The sequence below is a fragment of the Dietzia sp. 179-F 9C3 NHS genome (assembly GCF_045369825.1).
In the GTDB taxonomy this organism is placed as follows: domain Bacteria; phylum Actinomycetota; class Actinomycetes; order Mycobacteriales; family Mycobacteriaceae; genus Dietzia.
In genome coordinates, this window is the sequence record NZ_JBIQES010000003.1 from 298,472 (window position 1) to 315,339 (window position 16,868).

The 16,868-nt window shown below is 71.9% G+C and carries 19 protein-coding genes; 5 read left to right on the forward strand and 14 right to left on the reverse strand.

Annotation, left to right across the window (positions count from 1 at the left end):
- Positions 1 to 24 precede the first annotated feature (24 nt).
- The 8 genes from ACH0BZ_RS05990 to ACH0BZ_RS06025 form a co-directional block, all read right to left on the reverse strand.
- Positions 25 to 180 (reverse strand): hypothetical protein, encoded by a 156-nt coding sequence (locus ACH0BZ_RS05990; RefSeq protein WP_406897064.1) that lies wholly within the window; start codon positions 178 to 180, stop codon positions 25 to 27.
- A gap of 3 nt (positions 181 to 183) precedes the next feature.
- Positions 184 to 1,011 carry a class E sortase gene (locus ACH0BZ_RS05995; RefSeq protein WP_406897065.1) on the reverse strand — a complete coding sequence of 276 codons (828 nt, stop codon included), beginning with the start codon at positions 1,009 to 1,011 and terminating at the stop codon, positions 184 to 186.
- A complete protein-coding gene (locus ACH0BZ_RS06000; RefSeq protein ID WP_406897066.1) occupies positions 1,008 to 1,610 on the reverse strand; it encodes a TetR/AcrR family transcriptional regulator in 603 nt (200 codons plus the stop codon). Before ACH0BZ_RS06000 ends, ACH0BZ_RS05995 begins: the two co-directional genes overlap by 4 nt.
- 88 nt (positions 1,611 to 1,698) lie before the next feature.
- Entirely contained in the window at positions 1,699 to 1,905 is a 207-nt protein-coding gene (locus tag ACH0BZ_RS06005) for an antitoxin (protein WP_406897067.1), read from the reverse strand.
- 116 nt (positions 1,906 to 2,021) lie between these two features.
- Positions 2,022 to 2,306 (reverse strand): GlsB/YeaQ/YmgE family stress response membrane protein, encoded by a 285-nt coding sequence (locus ACH0BZ_RS06010; RefSeq protein WP_406897068.1) that lies wholly within the window; start codon positions 2,304 to 2,306, stop codon positions 2,022 to 2,024.
- Positions 2,307 to 2,469: 163 nt separating this feature from the next.
- Complete coding sequence (locus ACH0BZ_RS06015) at positions 2,470 to 2,823, reverse strand: PRC-barrel domain-containing protein (protein WP_406897069.1); 354 nt, start codon at positions 2,821 to 2,823, stop codon at positions 2,470 to 2,472.
- Positions 2,823 to 3,110, reverse strand: coding sequence for a GNAT family N-acetyltransferase (locus ACH0BZ_RS06020; protein ID WP_406897070.1), 288 nt, complete (start codon positions 3,108 to 3,110; stop codon positions 2,823 to 2,825). Before ACH0BZ_RS06020 ends, ACH0BZ_RS06015 begins: the two co-directional genes overlap by 1 nt.
- Positions 3,107 to 4,003, reverse strand: a complete 897-nt coding sequence (locus ACH0BZ_RS06025; RefSeq protein ID WP_406897071.1) for a universal stress protein — start codon at positions 4,001 to 4,003, stop codon at positions 3,107 to 3,109. Before ACH0BZ_RS06025 ends, ACH0BZ_RS06020 begins: the two co-directional genes overlap by 4 nt.
- A 239-nt stretch (positions 4,004 to 4,242) precedes the next feature.
- On the opposite strand from ACH0BZ_RS06025, the gene ACH0BZ_RS06030 reads away from it, so the two are divergent.
- From ACH0BZ_RS06030 to ACH0BZ_RS06040, 3 genes are read left to right on the forward strand one after another with little or no spacing between them, the layout of a single operon-like run.
- On the forward strand, positions 4,243 to 5,274 hold the full coding sequence (locus ACH0BZ_RS06030) for a pseudouridine synthase (RefSeq protein WP_406897072.1): 1,032 nt from the start codon (positions 4,243 to 4,245) through the stop codon (positions 5,272 to 5,274).
- 26 nt (positions 5,275 to 5,300) lie between these two features.
- Positions 5,301 to 6,068: an ABC transporter ATP-binding protein gene (locus ACH0BZ_RS06035; protein WP_406897073.1), complete on the forward strand. Its 768-nt coding sequence runs from the start codon at positions 5,301 to 5,303 to the stop codon at positions 6,066 to 6,068.
- Positions 6,069 to 6,070: 2 nt separating this feature from the next.
- Positions 6,071 to 8,728: an ABC transporter permease gene (locus ACH0BZ_RS06040; protein WP_406897074.1), complete on the forward strand. Its 2,658-nt coding sequence runs from the start codon at positions 6,071 to 6,073 to the stop codon at positions 8,726 to 8,728.
- Positions 8,729 to 8,743: 15 nt separating this feature from the next.
- Here the strand turns inward: ACH0BZ_RS06040 and ACH0BZ_RS06045 are convergent, their stop codons facing one another.
- Together ACH0BZ_RS06045 and ACH0BZ_RS06050 are read right to left on the reverse strand one after the other, a co-directional pair.
- Complete coding sequence (locus ACH0BZ_RS06045) at positions 8,744 to 9,343, reverse strand: TetR/AcrR family transcriptional regulator (protein ID WP_406897075.1); 600 nt, start codon at positions 9,341 to 9,343, stop codon at positions 8,744 to 8,746.
- Positions 9,344 to 9,544: 201 nt separating this feature from the next.
- Positions 9,545 to 10,783, reverse strand: coding sequence for a fatty acid desaturase family protein (locus tag ACH0BZ_RS06050; RefSeq protein WP_406897076.1), 1,239 nt, complete (start codon positions 10,781 to 10,783; stop codon positions 9,545 to 9,547).
- A 317-nt stretch (positions 10,784 to 11,100) separates the two neighbouring features.
- Between ACH0BZ_RS06050 and ACH0BZ_RS06055 the strand changes: the two genes are divergently transcribed.
- Positions 11,101 to 11,223 carry a hypothetical protein gene (locus tag ACH0BZ_RS06055; RefSeq protein ID WP_406897077.1) on the forward strand — a complete coding sequence of 41 codons (123 nt, stop codon included), beginning with the start codon at positions 11,101 to 11,103 and terminating at the stop codon, positions 11,221 to 11,223.
- A gap of 98 nt (positions 11,224 to 11,321) precedes the next feature.
- Here ACH0BZ_RS06055 and ACH0BZ_RS06060 read toward each other — a convergent pair whose 3' ends face one another.
- Positions 11,322 to 12,182: a mycofactocin-coupled SDR family oxidoreductase gene (locus tag ACH0BZ_RS06060; RefSeq protein ID WP_406897078.1), complete on the reverse strand. Its 861-nt coding sequence runs from the start codon at positions 12,180 to 12,182 to the stop codon at positions 11,322 to 11,324.
- 99 nt (positions 12,183 to 12,281) lie between these two features.
- Here ACH0BZ_RS06060 and ACH0BZ_RS06065 point away from each other — a divergent pair, with 99 nt between their 5' ends.
- Complete coding sequence (locus tag ACH0BZ_RS06065; RefSeq protein WP_406897079.1) at positions 12,282 to 13,604, forward strand: NYN domain-containing protein; 1,323 nt, start codon at positions 12,282 to 12,284, stop codon at positions 13,602 to 13,604.
- A 53-nt stretch (positions 13,605 to 13,657) separates the two neighbouring features.
- On the opposite strand, the gene ACH0BZ_RS06070 is transcribed toward ACH0BZ_RS06065, so the two are convergent.
- The 3 genes from ACH0BZ_RS06070 to ACH0BZ_RS06080 form a co-directional block, all read right to left on the reverse strand.
- Positions 13,658 to 14,536 (reverse strand): PspA/IM30 family protein, encoded by an 879-nt coding sequence (locus ACH0BZ_RS06070; protein ID WP_406897081.1) that lies wholly within the window; start codon positions 14,534 to 14,536, stop codon positions 13,658 to 13,660.
- A 42-nt stretch (positions 14,537 to 14,578) separates the two neighbouring features.
- Positions 14,579 to 16,051, reverse strand: coding sequence for a hypothetical protein (locus ACH0BZ_RS06075; protein ID WP_406897082.1), 1,473 nt, complete (start codon positions 16,049 to 16,051; stop codon positions 14,579 to 14,581).
- 439 nt (positions 16,052 to 16,490) lie between these two features.
- Positions 16,491 to 16,853 (reverse strand): pentapeptide repeat-containing protein, encoded by a 363-nt coding sequence (locus ACH0BZ_RS06080; protein WP_406897133.1) that lies wholly within the window; start codon positions 16,851 to 16,853, stop codon positions 16,491 to 16,493.
- Between the last annotated feature and the right edge of the window lie 15 nt (positions 16,854 to 16,868).

Below are 16,868 nucleotides of genomic sequence, written 5' to 3' on the forward strand. Positions count from 1 at the left end.
GATCGCCGCCCGGCCGCGCCCGGGTCAGGAGACGGCGACGTCCGAGTACGGCATGTACGGCTCGACCGCCGGGAAGACGACCTCCATGAGCAGCCAGAACACGGCCGCGAACAGGATCAGGACGAGGAGGATCCGCACGGGGGTCGGCCCGGGCAGCCTCCGGTAGAGCCACGCGTACACGCCTCAGCCCTCCAGCTCGGCGGGAACCCGGCCGGGGACCCGCGGTTCGGTGCGGTCGAGCACGGCGTGGACGACCATGCGTTCGGACGCCGAGTACTGCGGGTGGCAGGTGGTGAGGGTGGTGAGCGGGAGCTGCTCCGGCACGTCGGGGTCGGCCAGGCCGGGCACCGGGTCGATCACCCACACGTCCTCTGGCCTCACCACCGACACCCCGGACAAGCCCTCGTAGGCACCCGTGGTGACGCGCTCCGCGGTCTCCGGGGACAGGCACTCCTCGGCCCGCGCGCGGGCGGTCGCGGCGTCCGGAGCGTCGACCGGCAGGACCCGGTAGACGAGCCATTCGGAGGCGGTGGCGTAGACGAGGGCGTCGCAGGTGCGCAGGGCGTCGAGGTCGTTGAACGGCGCGCCGCGGCCCACGCGGTGTCCGGCGACGGCGAAGTTGCCGGGCTCCCCGGGCCCCTGCGTCTCCGTGTAGTGGCCGGGGCCGATCTCCAGGGCGGCGTCCGTGGTGCCGGAGACCACCGCGAACCGGTAGTCCGAGCCGAACGCCGGGATGTAGAGGCGGGCGAAGGCGGTGCCGTCCTCGAGCGCGTCGTCGTGGGGGTCGATCCCGCCGCGGCCACGCGGATTGGCCACCCGCGGGTCCTGGCCGGCGTCCCACGCCTGCCCGAGCTCGTCGTCGGCGGCGGCCTGGGCCCGGGCGGAGCCGATGTCGGTCCACCACACCTGGTAGACCACGAAGAGCGCGAGGAGCACGCCGACGGTGATGAGCAGCTCGCCTGTCACACCCACGGCGGTGCGGGCGGCACTGCGAGACGCGGGGTCGCTCACGGCGGATCCGAGACGAGGCCCAGGACGAGCTGGGCCATGGAGCGGGCGGTGACGGCGGTGGTGGCGGCCTCGCCGAGCATGGTGGCCGTGACGGCGCCGTCGTGCAGGATCGCGAGCCGGTCGGCGAGGTCGGTGATGTTGTCCGGGTCCTCCAGGCCCATCCCGGCCAGCTCGGACCGCAGCGTGCCGCGGACCCAGTCGCGCTGCTCGGCGACAGCGGCGCGGATGGCCCGCTCACCGTCGGAGGACGGGCTGGGGAACTCGATCGCGGCAGCGAGGTGGCACGAGCCCGGGACGGCGGGCTCGACGCGCTCGCGGACGATGTCGAACAGGGCGAGCACACGCCCGCGGGCGTCGGGGGCGGCGTCGGCGCGGCGACGCCACAGCTCGCGGTCGCGGTCGCCGACCGAGCGCAGGTAGGCCACCACGAGCTCGTCCTTGGACCCGTACGTGTTGTAGAGGCTCGCCTTGGCGACCCCGGCCTCGCGGAGGATGCGGTCGATGCCCACGGCGCGGATGCCGTCGGAGGAGAACAGACGCGTCGCCGTCACCAGGAGCCGCTCCCGCGGCCCGGGCTTGGTCGACCGTGTGCTCGTCACAGGCACAGACTATCGGCCCGGCCGGGAAAAGACGGCGGGGCCGGCGCCGCGTCACGCGACACCGGCCCCGCCGGGACGATTCAGGGGATCAGGCCGGGGGCTGCTCGCCGGCGGGCGGCTGCTGCCCCGGGGTGCCCTTGAGGTAGTCGCCGGCCTTGGCCTGCGCGGTGTCGGTGTGCCGGGCGTACTTGCCGCCGGTCTTGGCGTCGAAGGCGTCGCCCGCCTTCTCGGTGAACGTGTCCACCTTGTCGGGGTTCTTGCCCGCGAAGTCCTTGATCTTGTCCAGGAAGCCCATGTCGGCTCCTTTCCTCGCTCTGATTCTTCTGCCGGGCCGCCGGACCGGGTGGCCACATGCGAACGACCCGGCCCCAGCGTACGGGGCCGGGCCGTCCGGCAGGTGTCCGAGGATGGTCAGACGCGGGTGCGACCGCCACGTCGACCCATCACGGCGCTGACGATCCAGATCACGATGCAGGCACCGATGATCGCGGCGATGAGGGTGACGAACCAGTTACCCTTGCCGACCTCGAGCTCGACGCCCGGGATGAGCGAGGCGAGGAACGCCACGAGCAGGGCGCCCACGATGCCGGAGGCGATGTTGGCGATAGCGCCCATCTGGGCGTTCTTGCCCATGATCATGGAGGCGATCCAGCCGGCCAGCGCGCCGATGATGATCCACAGAAGAATGGTGATCATAGCTGTCAGGTCCTTTCCCGAGAGGTCAGCGCCGGAGCTTTCCTCTCCGACACTCGGCCCGGGGGACGGGCCTCATCCAGCAGATCACGTCTCGGGCACGAACGCTTCCGGTCGGGCCGTCTGTGCAGGTGATCGTCGCGAAACCGTTATGTTGCCGAGTCCACTATGTCGCCCGGGCGTCGTGGTGCGGCGTGTGGCGTCCGTAGTGGGCCCGGAGCTCGGCGTCCTCCGCGGCGGTGATCCCGTCCTCGGGGTCGAGGGTGGGGGCGTGTCCGACGGCGTCCGCGGAGACGTCCAGGACGAGCGCGTCCCCCTTCCGGCGGGCGCCGGCGGCGGGGGCGATGGCGTGGGCCATGCCGAACAGGCCACCGGCGACCTCCACCCACAGGGGACGGCCGTCCTCGGCGGACACGAAGACCTGCTCGAGCGTGCCGAGGCGCCGCCCGGTACGGTCGCGGACCTCGGCGTGGCGGGCGTTGGCGAACACGCCGGCGTCGGTGGCGGGGTCGCCGGTCATCAGGCGAGGTCGGCGGACTCGGGGTTCTTCTCGATGTACCGCGCCACGAAGGAGCAGCTCGGCCGGACCCGGAGCCCCTCGGACTTCGTCTCGGCCAGGGCGTGGCCGATCATGCGGCCCGCGAGCCCGCGTCCGCCGTACTCGGAGGCCACGACGGTGTGCGGGAAGGTGCGCACGCCGTCGGCGTCGTCGTAGTCGGCGAACCCGGCCACCACGCCGTCCACGAGGATTTCGTACCGTCCCGCCGCGGCGTCGCGCCGGACCTCGACGGCCTCGCCGGCGCTCACGAGTGCACCTGCGGGCGGACGACCATGACCGGGCACGGGGAGGCCTGGAGGAGGGCCCGGCTGGTGGAGCCGAGGACCATGCCGGTGAAGCCGCCGCGGCCGTGGGAGCCCACCACGACGAGCTGGGCGCCCTCGGACTGCTCGACCAGCGCGCGGACGGCCCGGTCGCGCGTCACGACGCGCTCGACCGTGACGTCGGGGTAGCGGCTGGAGAAGCCGGCGAGCCGCTCGGCGAGGGTCTGCCTCTGCTGCTCTTCGAGCTGCTGCCAGTCGTCCTCGGTGAGCGCGATGCCGGCGGCCGCGGCCTGCACCTGCGGGTCCATCCACGTGTGGACGGCGACGAGGCGGGTGTTCCGGGCCGAGGCCTCGGCAAAGGCCCACTCGGTGGCCTTGGCGCTGATCTCGGAGCCGTCGATGCCCACCACGACGGGCCCGGACTGGTCGAGGTCGTCCGTGTCCGCGCGGGTCACCACGACGGGGCAGTAGGCGTGGCTGGCGACGGCGGCGGAGACGGAGCCGAGCACCATCCCCTTGATGCCGCCCAGGCCGCGGGAGCCCAGGATGACGACCTTCGCCGTGCGTGAGTAGTCGATGAGGACCTTGGCGGGGTTGCCCTCCACCACGGCGTGGGAGACCTGCAGATCCGCGGAGATCCTGCGGGCGGTCTCCACCGCCTTGTCGATGATGGGCATGCACTCCTTCTCCAGCTCGTCGTAGACCGGCTGGGGCGGGACCATGCCCTCGGCGAAGAGTGCGGCGGGCATCGAGTACGTGGTCACCACCAGGAGCGGGATGCGGCGCTTGGCTGCGGTGTTGGCGGCGTATGCGACGGCGCCGATCGACGCATCGGAGCCGTCCACGCCCACGACGACGGAGTTCTCCAGGGAAGCCATACCCCGAGGGTACCGCCGGAGGGGGTCCGGGGTCAGAGATCTTCGGGGAAGGGGGCGTTGGGCGGGTAGGCCAGATTGAAGCTGCCCTGGAACGCCGGCAGGATGCCGCGGCCGGGGCCGAAGAGGAAGAAGTCGACGACGGCTTCGATCATGGGTGCTCCTGTGGCATGGGTGGCGATAATCGCGTTATGGGACGGATGGGGCGCGTGTGAGTGTAGCCGACCCGCTAGCCTTCCTCCATGCCGAATTCCCGAACCCGCGCCCGGCCGCTGCCCCTGCGCGAGGGCGTCGACCCGGTTCGGATCCGGCTGGCCGACCCGGGCCAGGGACCGCGCAGCATCCCCGAGGAACTGCGCCGACGCTTCCCGGACCGGCGCGCCGAGCTCGACGCCGCGCTCGCGGCGGGCGAGGTCGTGACGGCCGACGGCACGCCCGTCACCGAGACCACGCGGCGTCACCGCGGGATGGACGTCTGGACCTATCGCGCCCCCGAGCCCGAGATCCCGGTCCCCTTCGGGATCGACCTCCTCTACCGCGACGACCGCCTCGTCGTCGTCGACAAACCCCACCACCTCGCCACCACCCCCCGCGCCGGGCACGTCACAGAGACCGCGCTGGTCCGGCTGCGCCGGGACCTCGGCCTGGACGACCTCGCACCCGCACACCGGCTGGACCGGCTCACCGCCGGCGTTCTGCTCTTCACCGTGGACCCCGCCCACCGGGCCGCCTACCAGGACCTCTTTGCCGCCCGCCGGGTCCGCAAGACCTACCTCGCCGTGGCGCCCGCGCCCGAGGGGACGCCGGACGTGCGGGAGCGGTACAGCCGCATCGTCAAGACCCGTGGCGTGCTCCAGGCGACCGAGGGCGACGGCGAGCCCGACGCCCACTCGGTGATCCGACTGCTCGCCACCCGGCCGGACCCGCGCCCCGGGCGCGAGGGGGAGCGGCTCGGGCTCTACCGGCTCGAACCCACCACCGGGCGCACCCACCAGCTCCGCCTGCACATGAGCGTGCTGGGCACCCCGATCCTCGGCGACGACCTCTACCCCGAGATCCGGACCGTCGCCCCCGGCGACTTCTCCGATCCGCTGCAACTCCTCGCCGAGTCGATCGCCTTCCAGGGCCCGGTCGACGGGAAGGAGCGCACCTTCCACACCCGCCGCCGCCTGGATCACTGGCCGGACCCCGTGCCGGAACCCCGACCGGATCCGGGGGAGTCACCGGGGGAGATCCCTGATGCCCCGGCCGGGAGGCGTACGGCATTCTCATAGGCGAGAGTCCACGACCAGGGGAGCCCATGACCACGCAGGCCGAGACACCGCAGCCGGAGCACGACCGGGCGCACGCCGCCGACGCCACCGACCTCGTCATGAGGTACGGGGAGGGCGAGACCGAGGTCACGGCGCTGGACCATGTCGACGCCTTCTTCGAACGCGGCCGCTTCACCGCCATCATGGGCCCCTCCGGCTCCGGCAAGTCCACGCTCATGCACTGCATGGCGGGGCTCGACCGGCCCACCTCGGGCTCGGTGCGCATCGGCGACACCGAGATCGTGGGCCTGGCGGACAAGGAGCTCACCGCGCTGCGGCGCGACCGGATCGGGTTCGTCTTCCAGTCCTTCAACCTCGTGCCCACGCTCACGGCCGAGGAGAACATCACGCTCCCGCAGGACATCGCCGGTCACCCGATCGACCGGGAGTGGTTCGACGAGGTGATCGACCGGCTCGGCATCCGTGACCGGCTCTCGCACCGGCCGTCCGAGCTCTCCGGCGGGCAGCAACAGCGCGTGGCCTGTGCCCGCGCCCTCGTGGGCCGGCCCGACATCATCTTTGGCGACGAGCCCACCGGCAACCTCGACTCCACCTCGTCGGCCGAGGTGCTGGCGATCCTGCGCAGCGCGGTGGACGACTTCGGGCAGACCGTCGTGATCGTCACCCATGACCCGCGCGCCGCCACCTACGCCGACCGCGTCCTCCTGCTGGCCGACGGCCGGCTCGTCAGCGAGCTCGAGCACCCCACCGCGGACGACGTGCTCGACGCGCTCCGCCACCTCGAGGAGCTGTGACCGTGGCCGACACACGCACCGGGGCCGCGCGGTCGAGCTTCCGCGGCTCCGCCCGGCCCATGACCCGGGTGTCGCTGCGCAACATCGCCGCCCACAAGCTGCGCCTGGTCCTGTCGGTGCTGGCCGTGGTGCTGGGCACCGCCTTCGTCACCGGCTCCCTCGTCTTTACCGCCACCCTCAAGAGCACCTTCGACCGGCTGCTCGAGGAGGGCACCCAGGACCTGTCCGCGATGATCGAGCCGGCGCCCGCCCCCGGGGCCGGTGAGGACGCGGGCGCCGCGGCGGTCACCGGGCCCGCGGCGGGCGGCCACGGCGGATCCGGTGGTCCCGGCACCCGCGGCGTCCCGCTCGAGGTGGTCGAGGAGGTCCGGGCGCTGCCCGGCGTCGCGGCGGCCGAGGCCGGCATCACCGGCACCGTCGTGTTCTTCAACGCCGACGGCACCCCCTACCAGTCCGGCGGCGCGCCGTCGGAGGGGCGCGAGTGGGTGGACGCCGAGGAGACCGTCGGCCAGTCCGGGACGCTCACCTCGGGCCGGGCGCCGGAGGGTGACGACGAGGTGGTCGTCCCCGAGCCGGTGCTCGAGCGCGCCGGGCTGGCCGTCGGGGACTCCGCGCAGGTGTACACCACCTCCGAGGGGATGCTCGACGTCACCGTGGTGGGCGCCTACACCGAGCCCTCCGACATCGGCGGCTACGTGGGCGTGGGCTTCAGCCCCGACCGCGCCCGCGCCCTGTTCACCGACGGCGAGCACGCCCAGAGCATCTCCGTCCGGGCCGCGCCCGGGGTGAGCCAGGAGGAGCTGCGCGACGAGCTCGCCGCGGCGTTCCCCGACCTGCAGGTGAGCACCGGCGAGGAGGTCAAGGAGAAGGCCTCCGCGCAGCTGTCCACCATCCTGGACTTCGTCAACTACTTCTTCGTGGCCTTCGGGCTCATCGCCCTTCTCGTGGGTACCTTCATCATCTACAACACCTTCTCCATGCTGGTCGCGCAGCGGATGCGCGAGCTCGCGCTGCTGCGGGCGATCGGCGCGTCCCGCGGTCAGCTCACCCGATCCGTCCTCGCGGAGGCCGCGCTCACCGGGCTCGTCGGGTCCGCGATCGGCGTGGCGGCCGGTTTCGCGCTGGCCAAGGGGATCTTCGTGGTCCTCGAGGCGTTCGACCTGGGCATCCCGTCCGGCGGTCTCGCGCTCTCCACGAGCTCGGTGGTCACCCCGCTCGTCCTGGGCCTCCTCGTGACCCTGGTCTCGGCGTGGGCGCCCGCGCGGCGCGCCGGCCGCGTGGCCCCCGTGCAGGGCATGCGGGTGGGGACCGCCGCCACCGAGGCCGGCGGCGTGGCCCGCACCGTCCTCGGCACGTACGCCGTGGTGGTGGGCATCCTCGTGGCGCTCATCGGGACGTGGCAGGACACCACCAAGACCGGCGCGATCACCGTCGGCGTGGGCGCGGCGGCGCTGGTGATCGGCTCGTTCCTCGTCATGCCCGCGCTCGCGCGGCCGATCGCGGGTGGGATCGGCCGCCTCATCGGCGCGCCCTTCGGCACTGTCGGCCGGCTCGCCGCCACCAACGCCGGCCGCAACACCCGTCGCACCGCCGCCACCGCGTTCGCGCTCACCCTGGGGCTCACGCTCGTGGCCGCGTTCGGCACCCTCGGCGCCACCACCAAGGCCAGCGTCGACGGCGTGATCGAGCAGGGCGTCCAGGCCGGCGTCATAGTGCAGGGCGTGGCCTCCCAGGGGCCGCCGCTGCCGCTCGCCGGCGGGATCGCCCGCGAGATCGAGGAGGTCGACGGCGTGGGCGAAGTGGCGTGGCTGGCCTACGGGGCCGGCTCCCTCGGCGGCGAGCCCCGCATGATCGCCGCCGTCGGCGGCCCGGTCGAGAACATGGTCTCCGCCGAGGTCACCGACGGCTCGCTGCAGCCCGGGCCCGACTCGCTGGTCGTCTCGTCCGACACCGCCCGGTCCAACGGGTGGGTCATGGGCACGCGGGTGCCGCTCGTCGGGACCGACGGCGAGGAGTACACCCTCCGCGTGACCGGCGTCTACGAGGAGGCCGAGATCCTCGGCCCGTTCTACACCGGTATGGACACCTACGAGCGGCTCGTCCCCGAGACGCTCCGCTCGACCGCCATGGTGATGGTCACGGCCGCCGACGGCGCCTCTCCGGAGCAGCTGCAGGAGTCGGTCACCGACGCGATGGCCGAGACGCCGATCGTCACCGTGCTGAGCAAGCAGCAGTTCATCGACATGCAGGCCGGCGGGATCGACCAGGTGCTCACGATCATCTATGCGCTGCTCGGGCTGGCCCTGGTGATCGCCGTCCTGGGGATCGTCAACACCCTCGCGCTGTCGGTGATCGAGCGCCGCACCGAGATCGGCATGCTGCGCGCCGTGGGCATGCAGCGATCGCAGGTGCGCCGCACGATCAACCTCGAGTCCACGCAGATCGCCGTGTTCGGCGCGCTCGTCGGCGCCGTGGTGGGCGTGTACCTGGGCTGGGCGTTTGTCACCGTTCTGGCGGCCAACGGGCTCGAGGTGACGACTATCCCGTGGGGGATGATCGGCATCGTGCTGGTGTGCTCGGCGTTCGTGGGCGTGCTGGCCTCGCTGTGGCCGGCGCACCGCGCGGCCAGGACGGGCCCGCTCGAGGCGATCGCGGCCTAGGCGGCCCCGCCGGTCTCAGCGGCGCAGGCCGAAGATGGTGCGGCCGCCGCGGTGCTCGTGGCGGGCCAGCGCCGCGCCGAGCAGTCCGGCGTCGTGCTTGTGGTCCAGCTCGGCCTCGGCCAGGCGGCCGACGGTCCGCTCCCAGAGCAGGCCCTCGAACACCACGAGTAGGTCGAGGGCGGCGGGTTCGGGGTGGCGCAGGCCCGCGGACTCCAGCGCCCCGACGAGGTCGGAGGGGTCGAGCAGCGACGCCACGAGGTCGGTGGTGTCCAGCTCGCCGGCGAGCTCCAGGACGAGCGCCGAGCGGGCGGCGAGCTCCCCGCGATAGTCGGCGAGCAGGCCCTCGATCATCCCGGTGAGGGCGTCCAGCAGGTCGTCGGCGTCCGAGGAGCGCAGCTCCTGGACCCCGGAGACCTCCACGTACCCGCGGAGCAGCGCGATGAGCCGGTCCACGGTGAGCGCGATGAGCTGCGCGCGGGTGCGGCAGTAGTAGGACGTGGAGCCCGAGGGCAGGCCCGCCTCGGAGTCGACCGCGCGGTGGGTGAGGGCGCGGACGCCGTCCCTGGCCACGACCTCGATCGCGGAATCGGCGATGAGCGTGCGCCGGTCCTCCATGGGGTCTCCCGTCGTCAGGTGTCGTGGGCCTCGCGGCCCGCTCGCGGTCTCGACCGCTGTAGCGGCGGGGTCGACGGATGCCCGGCGACCCGTGCGTCAGCCTAACGCCGGGGAGCGGATCCGGCGTCGAAACCACGCACGTCCCGACACCTGGATGGGTATCGGGGCGTGCCGGGCCCGGCCGGAGGAGGTCGTTCGGGATCAGGCGGGAGCGGACAGGCGCCCGGCGATCCGGTCCTCGTGGTGGGCGATCGCGGTGTTGAGCGCGCCCGGCTTGCCCTCCCGCTCGGGGAAGACCTTCGGCTCGCCGTCGAACATGCGCTCCGAGCGGGTCTCCGGCGCGTCGTCGGAGGTGCGGCGGAGCATGTGGTCGGGCAGCGAGAGCTTGGCGATGGTCCGCCACGTCTTGGCGTACTGGACGGGCAGCGGGCCGGCCACGTAGGGCAGGTCGTATTTCTCGCACACCGCGCGGACGCGCAGCGACGCCTCGGCCAGGCGGTTGCTCGCCATGTCCGGGTACAGGTGGTGCTCGATCTGGTACGAGAGGTTGCCGGACATGAAGTCCATGACGGGGCCGCCGGTGAGGTTGGCCGAGCCGAGCATCTGCCGCAGGTACCACTCGGCCTGCGTCTCGCTCTCCAGGTCCTTCTTGGTGAACTTCTCGGCGCCGTCGGGGAAGTGCCCACAGAAGATCACGGCGTTGGTCCACAGGTTGCGGATGCCGTTGGCGGCGAGGTTGGCCGTGGCGGTGGACTTCCAGCCCTTGCCCGACAGCAGCGGGTAGAGGACGTAGTCCTTGGCCAGCTGGCGCGCGGCCTTCTTGCCGAACAGCTTGAGCTTGCGGGTGGTCTCCGCCCGCACGTCGCGACCCTTGGCCACCTTGCCCAGCTCGAGGTGCTGGATGCCCACGCCCCACTGGAACAGCAGCGCGAGGAGCGCGTTGTAGGCGATGTTGCCGTAGTAGAAGGGGTACCACCTCTGGTCGCGCGTCACGCGGAGTACGCCGAACCCCACGTCGTCGTCCATCCCGACGATGTTCGTGTACTTGTGATGCAGGTAGTTGTGGGTCTGCTTCCAGTGCTCGGAGGTGCCCACGATGTCCCACTCCCACGAGGTGGAGTGGATCTCCGGGTCGTTCATCCAGTCCCACTGCCCGTGCATGATGTTGTGCCCGAGCTCCATGTTCTCCACGATCTTGGCCACGGCGAGTGCGCCGGCGCCGATCGTCCACGCCGTGCGGTTGCGGGAACCGACCAGCAGGAGGGCGCGGGCACTCATCTCGAGGCCGCGCTGGAAGCGGATGGCGTTGCGGATGTAGGCGGCGTCCCGCTCGCCCAGGGATCCGATGATGTCCTGGCGGATCTGCTCGAGCTCCGCGCCGAGCGCCGCGATGTCCTCGTCGGTGAGATGCGCGAATTCAGGGATGTCCGTGATTGCCATGAAGCTACGGTAGCGTAGGTTACGCGTGCGTAGGTAGAGTGCGAGCCTGTGAATCGTGCTCAGGTTGCCCACCCGGTGCGCCGGAGGTCGGACCTCGTTCGAGTGACCAGTGCCACATTTGCCGACCTCTCCGTCGGGGTGACCTGCAGAAACCCCGGGCGATGCTGCGCCTCACATCACGGTTGTGTAACGTCGGCGAGGCTTGTGGCGACGAAGACGTTGACACACCCCGCGCGGCCGCCGGCCGCCCCGGTCCCATCCGGGAGGGGCGCACAGTGACCAGCCGCGACCCGCGAACAGACCAGAGGACACACACCATGAACAGCTCCGAGATCTTCCTCCGCGCCATCCAGCCCGTCGTCGACGTCTTCTGGACCCTGGTGTGGACCGCGGCCGGCTCCACCATCAGCGTCCCGCGTCCCACCGCGCCGCAGGCCTGATCCGGGCCCGTATCCCGGAGACACACCGACGGCCCGCCCCCTCGCCGGGGGCGGGCCGTCGTCATGCCTGGGGCCGGCTCAGGTCCCGGCGGAGTAGCTCAGATGCCGAACTTCTCGCTGCCGCCCAGGTCCACCGGGATCGACGCGCCCGTGATGCCCGCCCCGGCGTCGCTGCACAGGTAGAGGGCCATCGACGCGATCGCCGACGGCTCCACCCAGGCGGTGGGCAGCTGGTTCATGCCGGCGAAGGTGTCCGCGGCGTCCTCGAGGGTCGAGCCTTCGCCGCCGGTCATCGTGGCGATCATCGACGGATTGTCGATCATCGTGGTACGCACGTTGCCGGGGTGGATGGAGTTGCAACGCACCCCGGAGAAGCCCAGCTCCCCGGCCAGCGACTTGGCCAGGCCGCGGACCGCCCACTTGGACGTGGAGTAGCTGGCGGTGAACGGCGCGCCGCGCAGGCCGACCATCGACGAGATGAGCACGAGCGCCCCGCCCCGGCCGGTGGCCAGGATGTGGGGGACCGACACCGTCGCCGTCACCCACGTGCCCTTGAGGTTGATGTCCATCGTGGTGTCCCACTCCTCCTCGGAGCGCTCCCACGTGGCCGAGACCTCCGGGGAGACCCCGGCGTTGGCCACCACGAAGTCCAGGCCGCCCAACTCGACAACGCCCGCATCGACCGCCTCGCGCATGCCCGGCAGGTCGCGGACGTCCACCCTCGCCGTCACACAGCGCCGCCCCCTGCCGCGCACCCGCTCGGCGGTCTCGTCCAGGTCCGAGGGGTCAGCCATGGGGTAGGGGACCGTCTCGATGTCGCGACACACGTCGATCGCGATCACGTCGCAGCCGGCGGCCGCGAACGCCTCGCAGTGCGCGCGGCCCTGTCCGCGGGCGGCACCGGTCACCAGGACCACGCGTCCGTGCAGGTCGGGGGTGGTGGGGGCGGGGTCCGTCATGCTGGTTCTCCTCTGGCCGTTGCTCACGTGCCCGGCGGGCGAGTCCCCCCTGCGGCATCCTGGGAGTCAGCGTAGACAACCAGACAGGTAGTGATCATCATGCTCGAGCGGACTCTCGTCCTCGTGGACACCTCTTATCTCCTCGCCTCCTTCTACAACTCCTGGGAGGAGGGGGCACGCGGGCAACTGGAGATATCACTCGCCACCGTTGTACACCGTCTCGACCAGGTGGCCCACGGCCTGGTGGACCAGCCCGTGCAGCGGCAGAACTGGTACGACGGCATCCCCGATTCCGGCCCGCACCGCTACCAGCGCACCCTCCGCGTGATCGAGGGCGTGCAACTGCGCGCCGGCCAACTCATCGAGTGGGGCGACCGGCGCACCCAGAAGGCCGTGGACACCCTGCTCGTGGCCGACATGATCCAGGCCGCATACAGGGCCCAGTGCTCGGACATGGTCCTGGTGACGGGCGACGCCGACATGATCCCGGGGGTCCGCGTGGCCGTGGACGCCGGCGTACGCGTGCATCTGGTGGGTTTCGGCTGGGACTCCATCTCCTCGGCCCTGCGGCACGCCTGCGACACCACCACCGTCCTCGACCCCCGCACCGATTTCGAGGACGCCATGCAGATCCGCGTCCTCGAGGGGCCCCTCCCGCCCAAGGTCCGGACCGTCGAGGCGCGACCCGCCCAGCCCGGCGCCCTCGTCGACGATCCCGAGGTCGAGGAGGCGGTCGGCATGGTGGGCGTGGACCTACGCTCCGACCGCGCTGCCGCCACCAGCGTCGCCGACGAGGCCCGCGCCACCGCGGCCGACGAGGAGCTGGCCGCCGACGCCGAGGAGCTGGCCCGCGACGTGCGGGAGTGCGCCGTGATCGCCGAGACCGGGCGCCCCGGGACGGAGCCGGCCGAGCCCACGACGCCGGGCCACGCCGCGCCTGCGGACCCCGTCGCGCCTGCGGACCCCGTCGCGACGGACCCCGCCCCGACGCCCAGCGCGCCGGGCGTCCCCGCGCAGTCCGCGCCCGCCGCCGGGTCCGCGCCCTCTCCGGCCGATGTCGCCGCGGCGCCGTCCAGCGGCAGCGCGCGCCCGAGCCCGTCGATGATGGCCCCGCACCGCCGGCCGCTGCGGTCCAAGTACGTGCCGCTCTCGGAGGAGGTGTGGACCTCATCGGGGGAGCAGACCCCGTTCGACGTGGGGCAGCAGTACGCCACCTGGTGGTACGAGCAGGCAGCCACGGACAAGCAGCGCGACGAGGCGCACCTGCTCTCCGGGGGCGTGCTGCCGCCGGAGGTGGATCGCCCGCTGCTGCAGTTCGCGTGCCAGATGCTCAACGAGTTCACGCTGTCCGAGCATCAGCGCGTGCGCCTGCGTGACGGCTTCCACGAGGGGATCCGGGCGGTCCTGCTCAAGCAGCGCTGACGCCGCTCGCGCGTGACGCCACCCGCCTCAGCGCAGGCGCGGGTTCCGCGGTGTCACCCGCGGGTGTCGCGCGGCAGCGTCGGGCCGGCCGAATCCCCCTCGGATCCCGCCGCATCCGTGGCCGGGCCGGCATCGGCGGCGCCCGCACCGGCATCCGCGCCCTCGCCGGCGCCCTCGGTGAGCTGCCGGTCGGCCCCGGCCGGGTCGCCCGCGGCCAGGCCCATGGAGGCCCGGATCTGGTCGAGCTTGGCCCTGCCCTCGGACTCGCGGGTGAGGGCGGCGGCGTCGAGCTGCGCGGTGGACGACGTGCCGCCGGTGGCCTCGGCGAGTTCCTGCCTGCCGAGGGCAGTGGTGTAGCGGCCCTCGATCTTGGCGCGGATCTCGTCGAAGGTGGGCGAGTTGCCGCCGCCGGTGGGGTGCAGGGACTCGACGGTCTGGTGCTGCATCTCGGCCTGGTTGGCCTGCAGGAGGAGTTGGTCCTCCTGGGCGAGGATCTCGCGCAGCCGCTGCTCGGACTGGGCCACGGCCTGCTTGGCCTGTTCGGCGGCCTGGACGGCCTGGCCGTGCAGGCCGCGGGTGTTCTCGAGGTCCTGCTCGAGGGCCACCAGCCGCTCCGCGAGCTGCTCGGCCTGGGCGTCGAAGCGGGCGGCCTTCTCGGTGTTGCCCTCGGCGCGGGCGGATTCCGCCACCTGGAGGGTCTGCCGGATCTGGCCCTGGGTCTCCTCGAGTTGCCGGGACTTGGTGCCCATGGCGATCTCGAGTTGGCGCGCGTTGCCGATCACCGCGGCGGCCTGGTCGGTGACGGCCTTGTGCTGTTCGCGCGCGCCGTTCATGGCCTGGTGGACGAGCACCTTGGGGTCGGCGTTGTCGTCCACCGACTTGTCGAGCGAGGCCTTGAGGTAGTTCCAGCCCTTGGCAAAGGGGTTCGGCATGTCGGCGTCCTCACTGTTGGGGTCGGTGCGCGGGCGGTGTTCCTACTTCTTGAAGGTACCGAGCAGCGCGGCCACGGGCAGGGCGGTGCGCGGCAGGTAGGGCTGGCGCCACAGGCCGCCGGAGGCCGCGCCGGAGGACTCGTGCTCCCACTGCACCGCGACGTCGGGGCGGCCCACGTTGAGGTCGTGGACGAGCAGCGCGGCGAGCATGGTGGAGGAGGTGGCGGGGTCGAAGATCTCGATGCCGAAGGCGGGGGCGCCCTTGTAGGTGTTGGCGAGGATCTTGTTCTTGGTCACCGAGTGGGTGTCGGTGGCGGGGGCCACGTTGATGGAGACGGTGTGGCCGTCGGCGAACGCGGTGGTCGCGCGCCAGCGCTGGACGCGCTTGGCCAGGGTGTAGTTGGGGCCCTGCTGCGGGACGAGGGCGTCGTGGACCGCCGGACCTGTGCCGGGCGCGTAGTTGCGGTGGAAGATCTTGTTCCGGGTGAGGGTGCCGACGAGCTTCTTGACGTCGGTGTTCTTGCGGGCGGCGAGGGCGGCGTCGGACGACTGCCGGACGTCCTCGGGCACGACGAAGGTGTCCATGGGGGTGGCGAGGTAGGCCAGGGCGTCGGCGGTCCCGTCACGGAGGAGGTCGACGGCGAGGGCATCGGACGCCGACGAGAGCCGCACGTGGGTCCCTCCGTCGGCGTAGAGGTACGTGCCGAGTGTGACGGGAGCGGGCGCCGCCGTCCTGATCCACGCGGCGAGCTCGGGGAGCTGGGTGAGCAGGTCGGCGCCCGGGCGGCCGTCGGCGCCGGTGGGGACGTGGAGGCGGCCGGCGAACCGCGACACCTCGCCGCGCATGCGATCCCACGCGGGGCTGCTGGGCAGGTCCACGCCCATGACGTCGGCACCCCAGCGCAGCAGCGGGCCGGCGGGGCCCATCTCGGAGCCGAGGCCCAGGACGAGCATGGTGCGGCCGGGCATGGGCAGCCACTGCGGGTTCTCCTGGACCTTCTTGAGGGCGGCGGCGCAGCTGGGCTCGATCACGCCGGCGTCCACCCAGCGGTCGAGCTGGCGGCGCAGGTCCTCGCCGCGGAGCTCCGCGCCGCGGTAGGGGAGGGTCAGCTCCTCGACGGGCGGGGCGGTGCCCTCGATGTTCTCGGTGCCGAGGGTGTCGGTGGGGGCGGCGACGGCGAGGTAGTCGGACATCGGGGTCTCGACCGTCTGCCCGTCGGCCGTGTGGATGCCGATCATGCTGGACTGGAGGGTCTCGAGCGCGGTGCGGGCGACGCCGTCCCACGCGGCCGCGTCGGCGACGCCCACGGCGACCATCTCGGTGAAGGGGGCGATGTAGCCCTTGCGCCAGTCCTTGGTGCGTCGGACGCGCTCGGCGGCAGCCGGGTCGACGGTGGCGAGTGCCTCGGCGACGACGTCCTTGGCCAGGCTCCCGGTGGACCGGTTCCCGTCGGGGCCGGCGGGGAACTGCACGCCGGTGGTGGGCGTGCGATCGGACTGCGGGGTCTGGCTCATGCTCACTCCTGGTGTCGGTGAGGGTGGTTTCGGCGGTAGAGCCAGTGTGCCCGAGCGGGACGCCGCTCCCCGGCTCTTGATCGTCGCCTCAGGCGACTCCCAGGCTGTGATGCAAATCACTGGAATGTGTTCTCGGGCGCTGCGGAGGTCGCGTAAGCGCATGGTCGAGGTGCTGCAAAGCGCGAGGGCGGACCCCCAGAATTGTTGGAGCGACATGGGTTTCATTGTTCGGGAACGCCGTCAACAGGTGTGAAACAGCTGAGGGGGGCCTGTGGCAACGAGTGGCATGGTGTAACAGTTAAGGAACAGTGCTCGATACAGTGGCGACGACTCTGACGGCTATGGCGCTCTGCTGTGGCCCGAACCGGGGCGACTGGGGGGAGAAACCAGGTCGCCGGGGTGTCACCGACAAAGGGAAGGCAATTCCTATGAAGAACACTCAGCGGACTCTCGCTGTTATCGCCGCGGCGGGCCTTGCCGTGGCGTCGCTGCCGGGTATCGCCTCGGCTGATTCCGCCGCGGGCAGCAACGCGCTCATCCAGGGCTCGCTCGGCGCCGTCGGCGGCGGCGGCGGTGGGGCGGTTAGCTCCTCCGAGATTGTCTTTGGCTCCGGTGGTGGCGGCCAGATCACCCCGCCGAACCCCGGTTCGCTGACCGGCTCGCTGAAGTCGGATTCGCTGAAGTCGGATTCGCTGAAGTCTGACTCGCTCAAGTCGGATTCGCTGAAGTCGGATTCGCTGAAGTCGGATTCGCTGAAGTCGGATTCCCTGAAGTCGGATTCGCTGAAGTCGGATTCGCTCAAGTCGGATTCGCTGAA

Bases quoted from the DNA above. Each gene is read 5' to 3' on its own strand.
- ACH0BZ_RS06055 (WP_406897077.1), top strand. From the start codon at position 11,101: ATGAACAGCTCCGAGATCTTCCTCCGCGCCATCCAGCCCGTCGTCGAC.
- ACH0BZ_RS06010 (WP_406897068.1), bottom strand. From the start codon at position 2,306: ATGATCACCATTCTTCTGTGGATCATCATCGGCGCGCTGGCCGGCTGG.
- ACH0BZ_RS06015 (WP_406897069.1), bottom strand. From the start codon at position 2,823: ATGACCGGCGACCCCGCCACCGACGCCGGCGTGTTCGCCAACGCCCGC.
- ACH0BZ_RS06045 (WP_406897075.1), bottom strand. From the start codon at position 9,343: ATGGAGGACCGGCGCACGCTCATCGCCGATTCCGCGATCGAGGTCGTG.
- ACH0BZ_RS06065 (WP_406897079.1), top strand. From the start codon at position 12,282: ATGCTCGAGCGGACTCTCGTCCTCGTGGACACCTCTTATCTCCTCGCC.
- ACH0BZ_RS06035 (WP_406897073.1), top strand. From the start codon at position 5,301: ATGACCACGCAGGCCGAGACACCGCAGCCGGAGCACGACCGGGCGCAC.
- ACH0BZ_RS06075 (WP_406897082.1), bottom strand. From the start codon at position 16,051: ATGAGCCAGACCCCGCAGTCCGATCGCACGCCCACCACCGGCGTGCAG.
- ACH0BZ_RS06025 (WP_406897071.1), bottom strand. From the start codon at position 4,003: ATGGCTTCCCTGGAGAACTCCGTCGTCGTGGGCGTGGACGGCTCCGAT.
- ACH0BZ_RS06030 (WP_406897072.1), top strand. From the start codon at position 4,243: ATGCCGAATTCCCGAACCCGCGCCCGGCCGCTGCCCCTGCGCGAGGGC.
- ACH0BZ_RS06060 (WP_406897078.1), bottom strand. From the start codon at position 12,182: ATGACGGACCCCGCCCCCACCACCCCCGACCTGCACGGACGCGTGGTC.
- ACH0BZ_RS06005 (WP_406897067.1), bottom strand. From the start codon at position 1,905: ATGGGCTTCCTGGACAAGATCAAGGACTTCGCGGGCAAGAACCCCGAC.
- ACH0BZ_RS06070 (WP_406897081.1), bottom strand. From the start codon at position 14,536: ATGCCGAACCCCTTTGCCAAGGGCTGGAACTACCTCAAGGCCTCGCTC.
- ACH0BZ_RS06050 (WP_406897076.1), bottom strand. From the start codon at position 10,783: ATGGCAATCACGGACATCCCTGAATTCGCGCATCTCACCGACGAGGAC.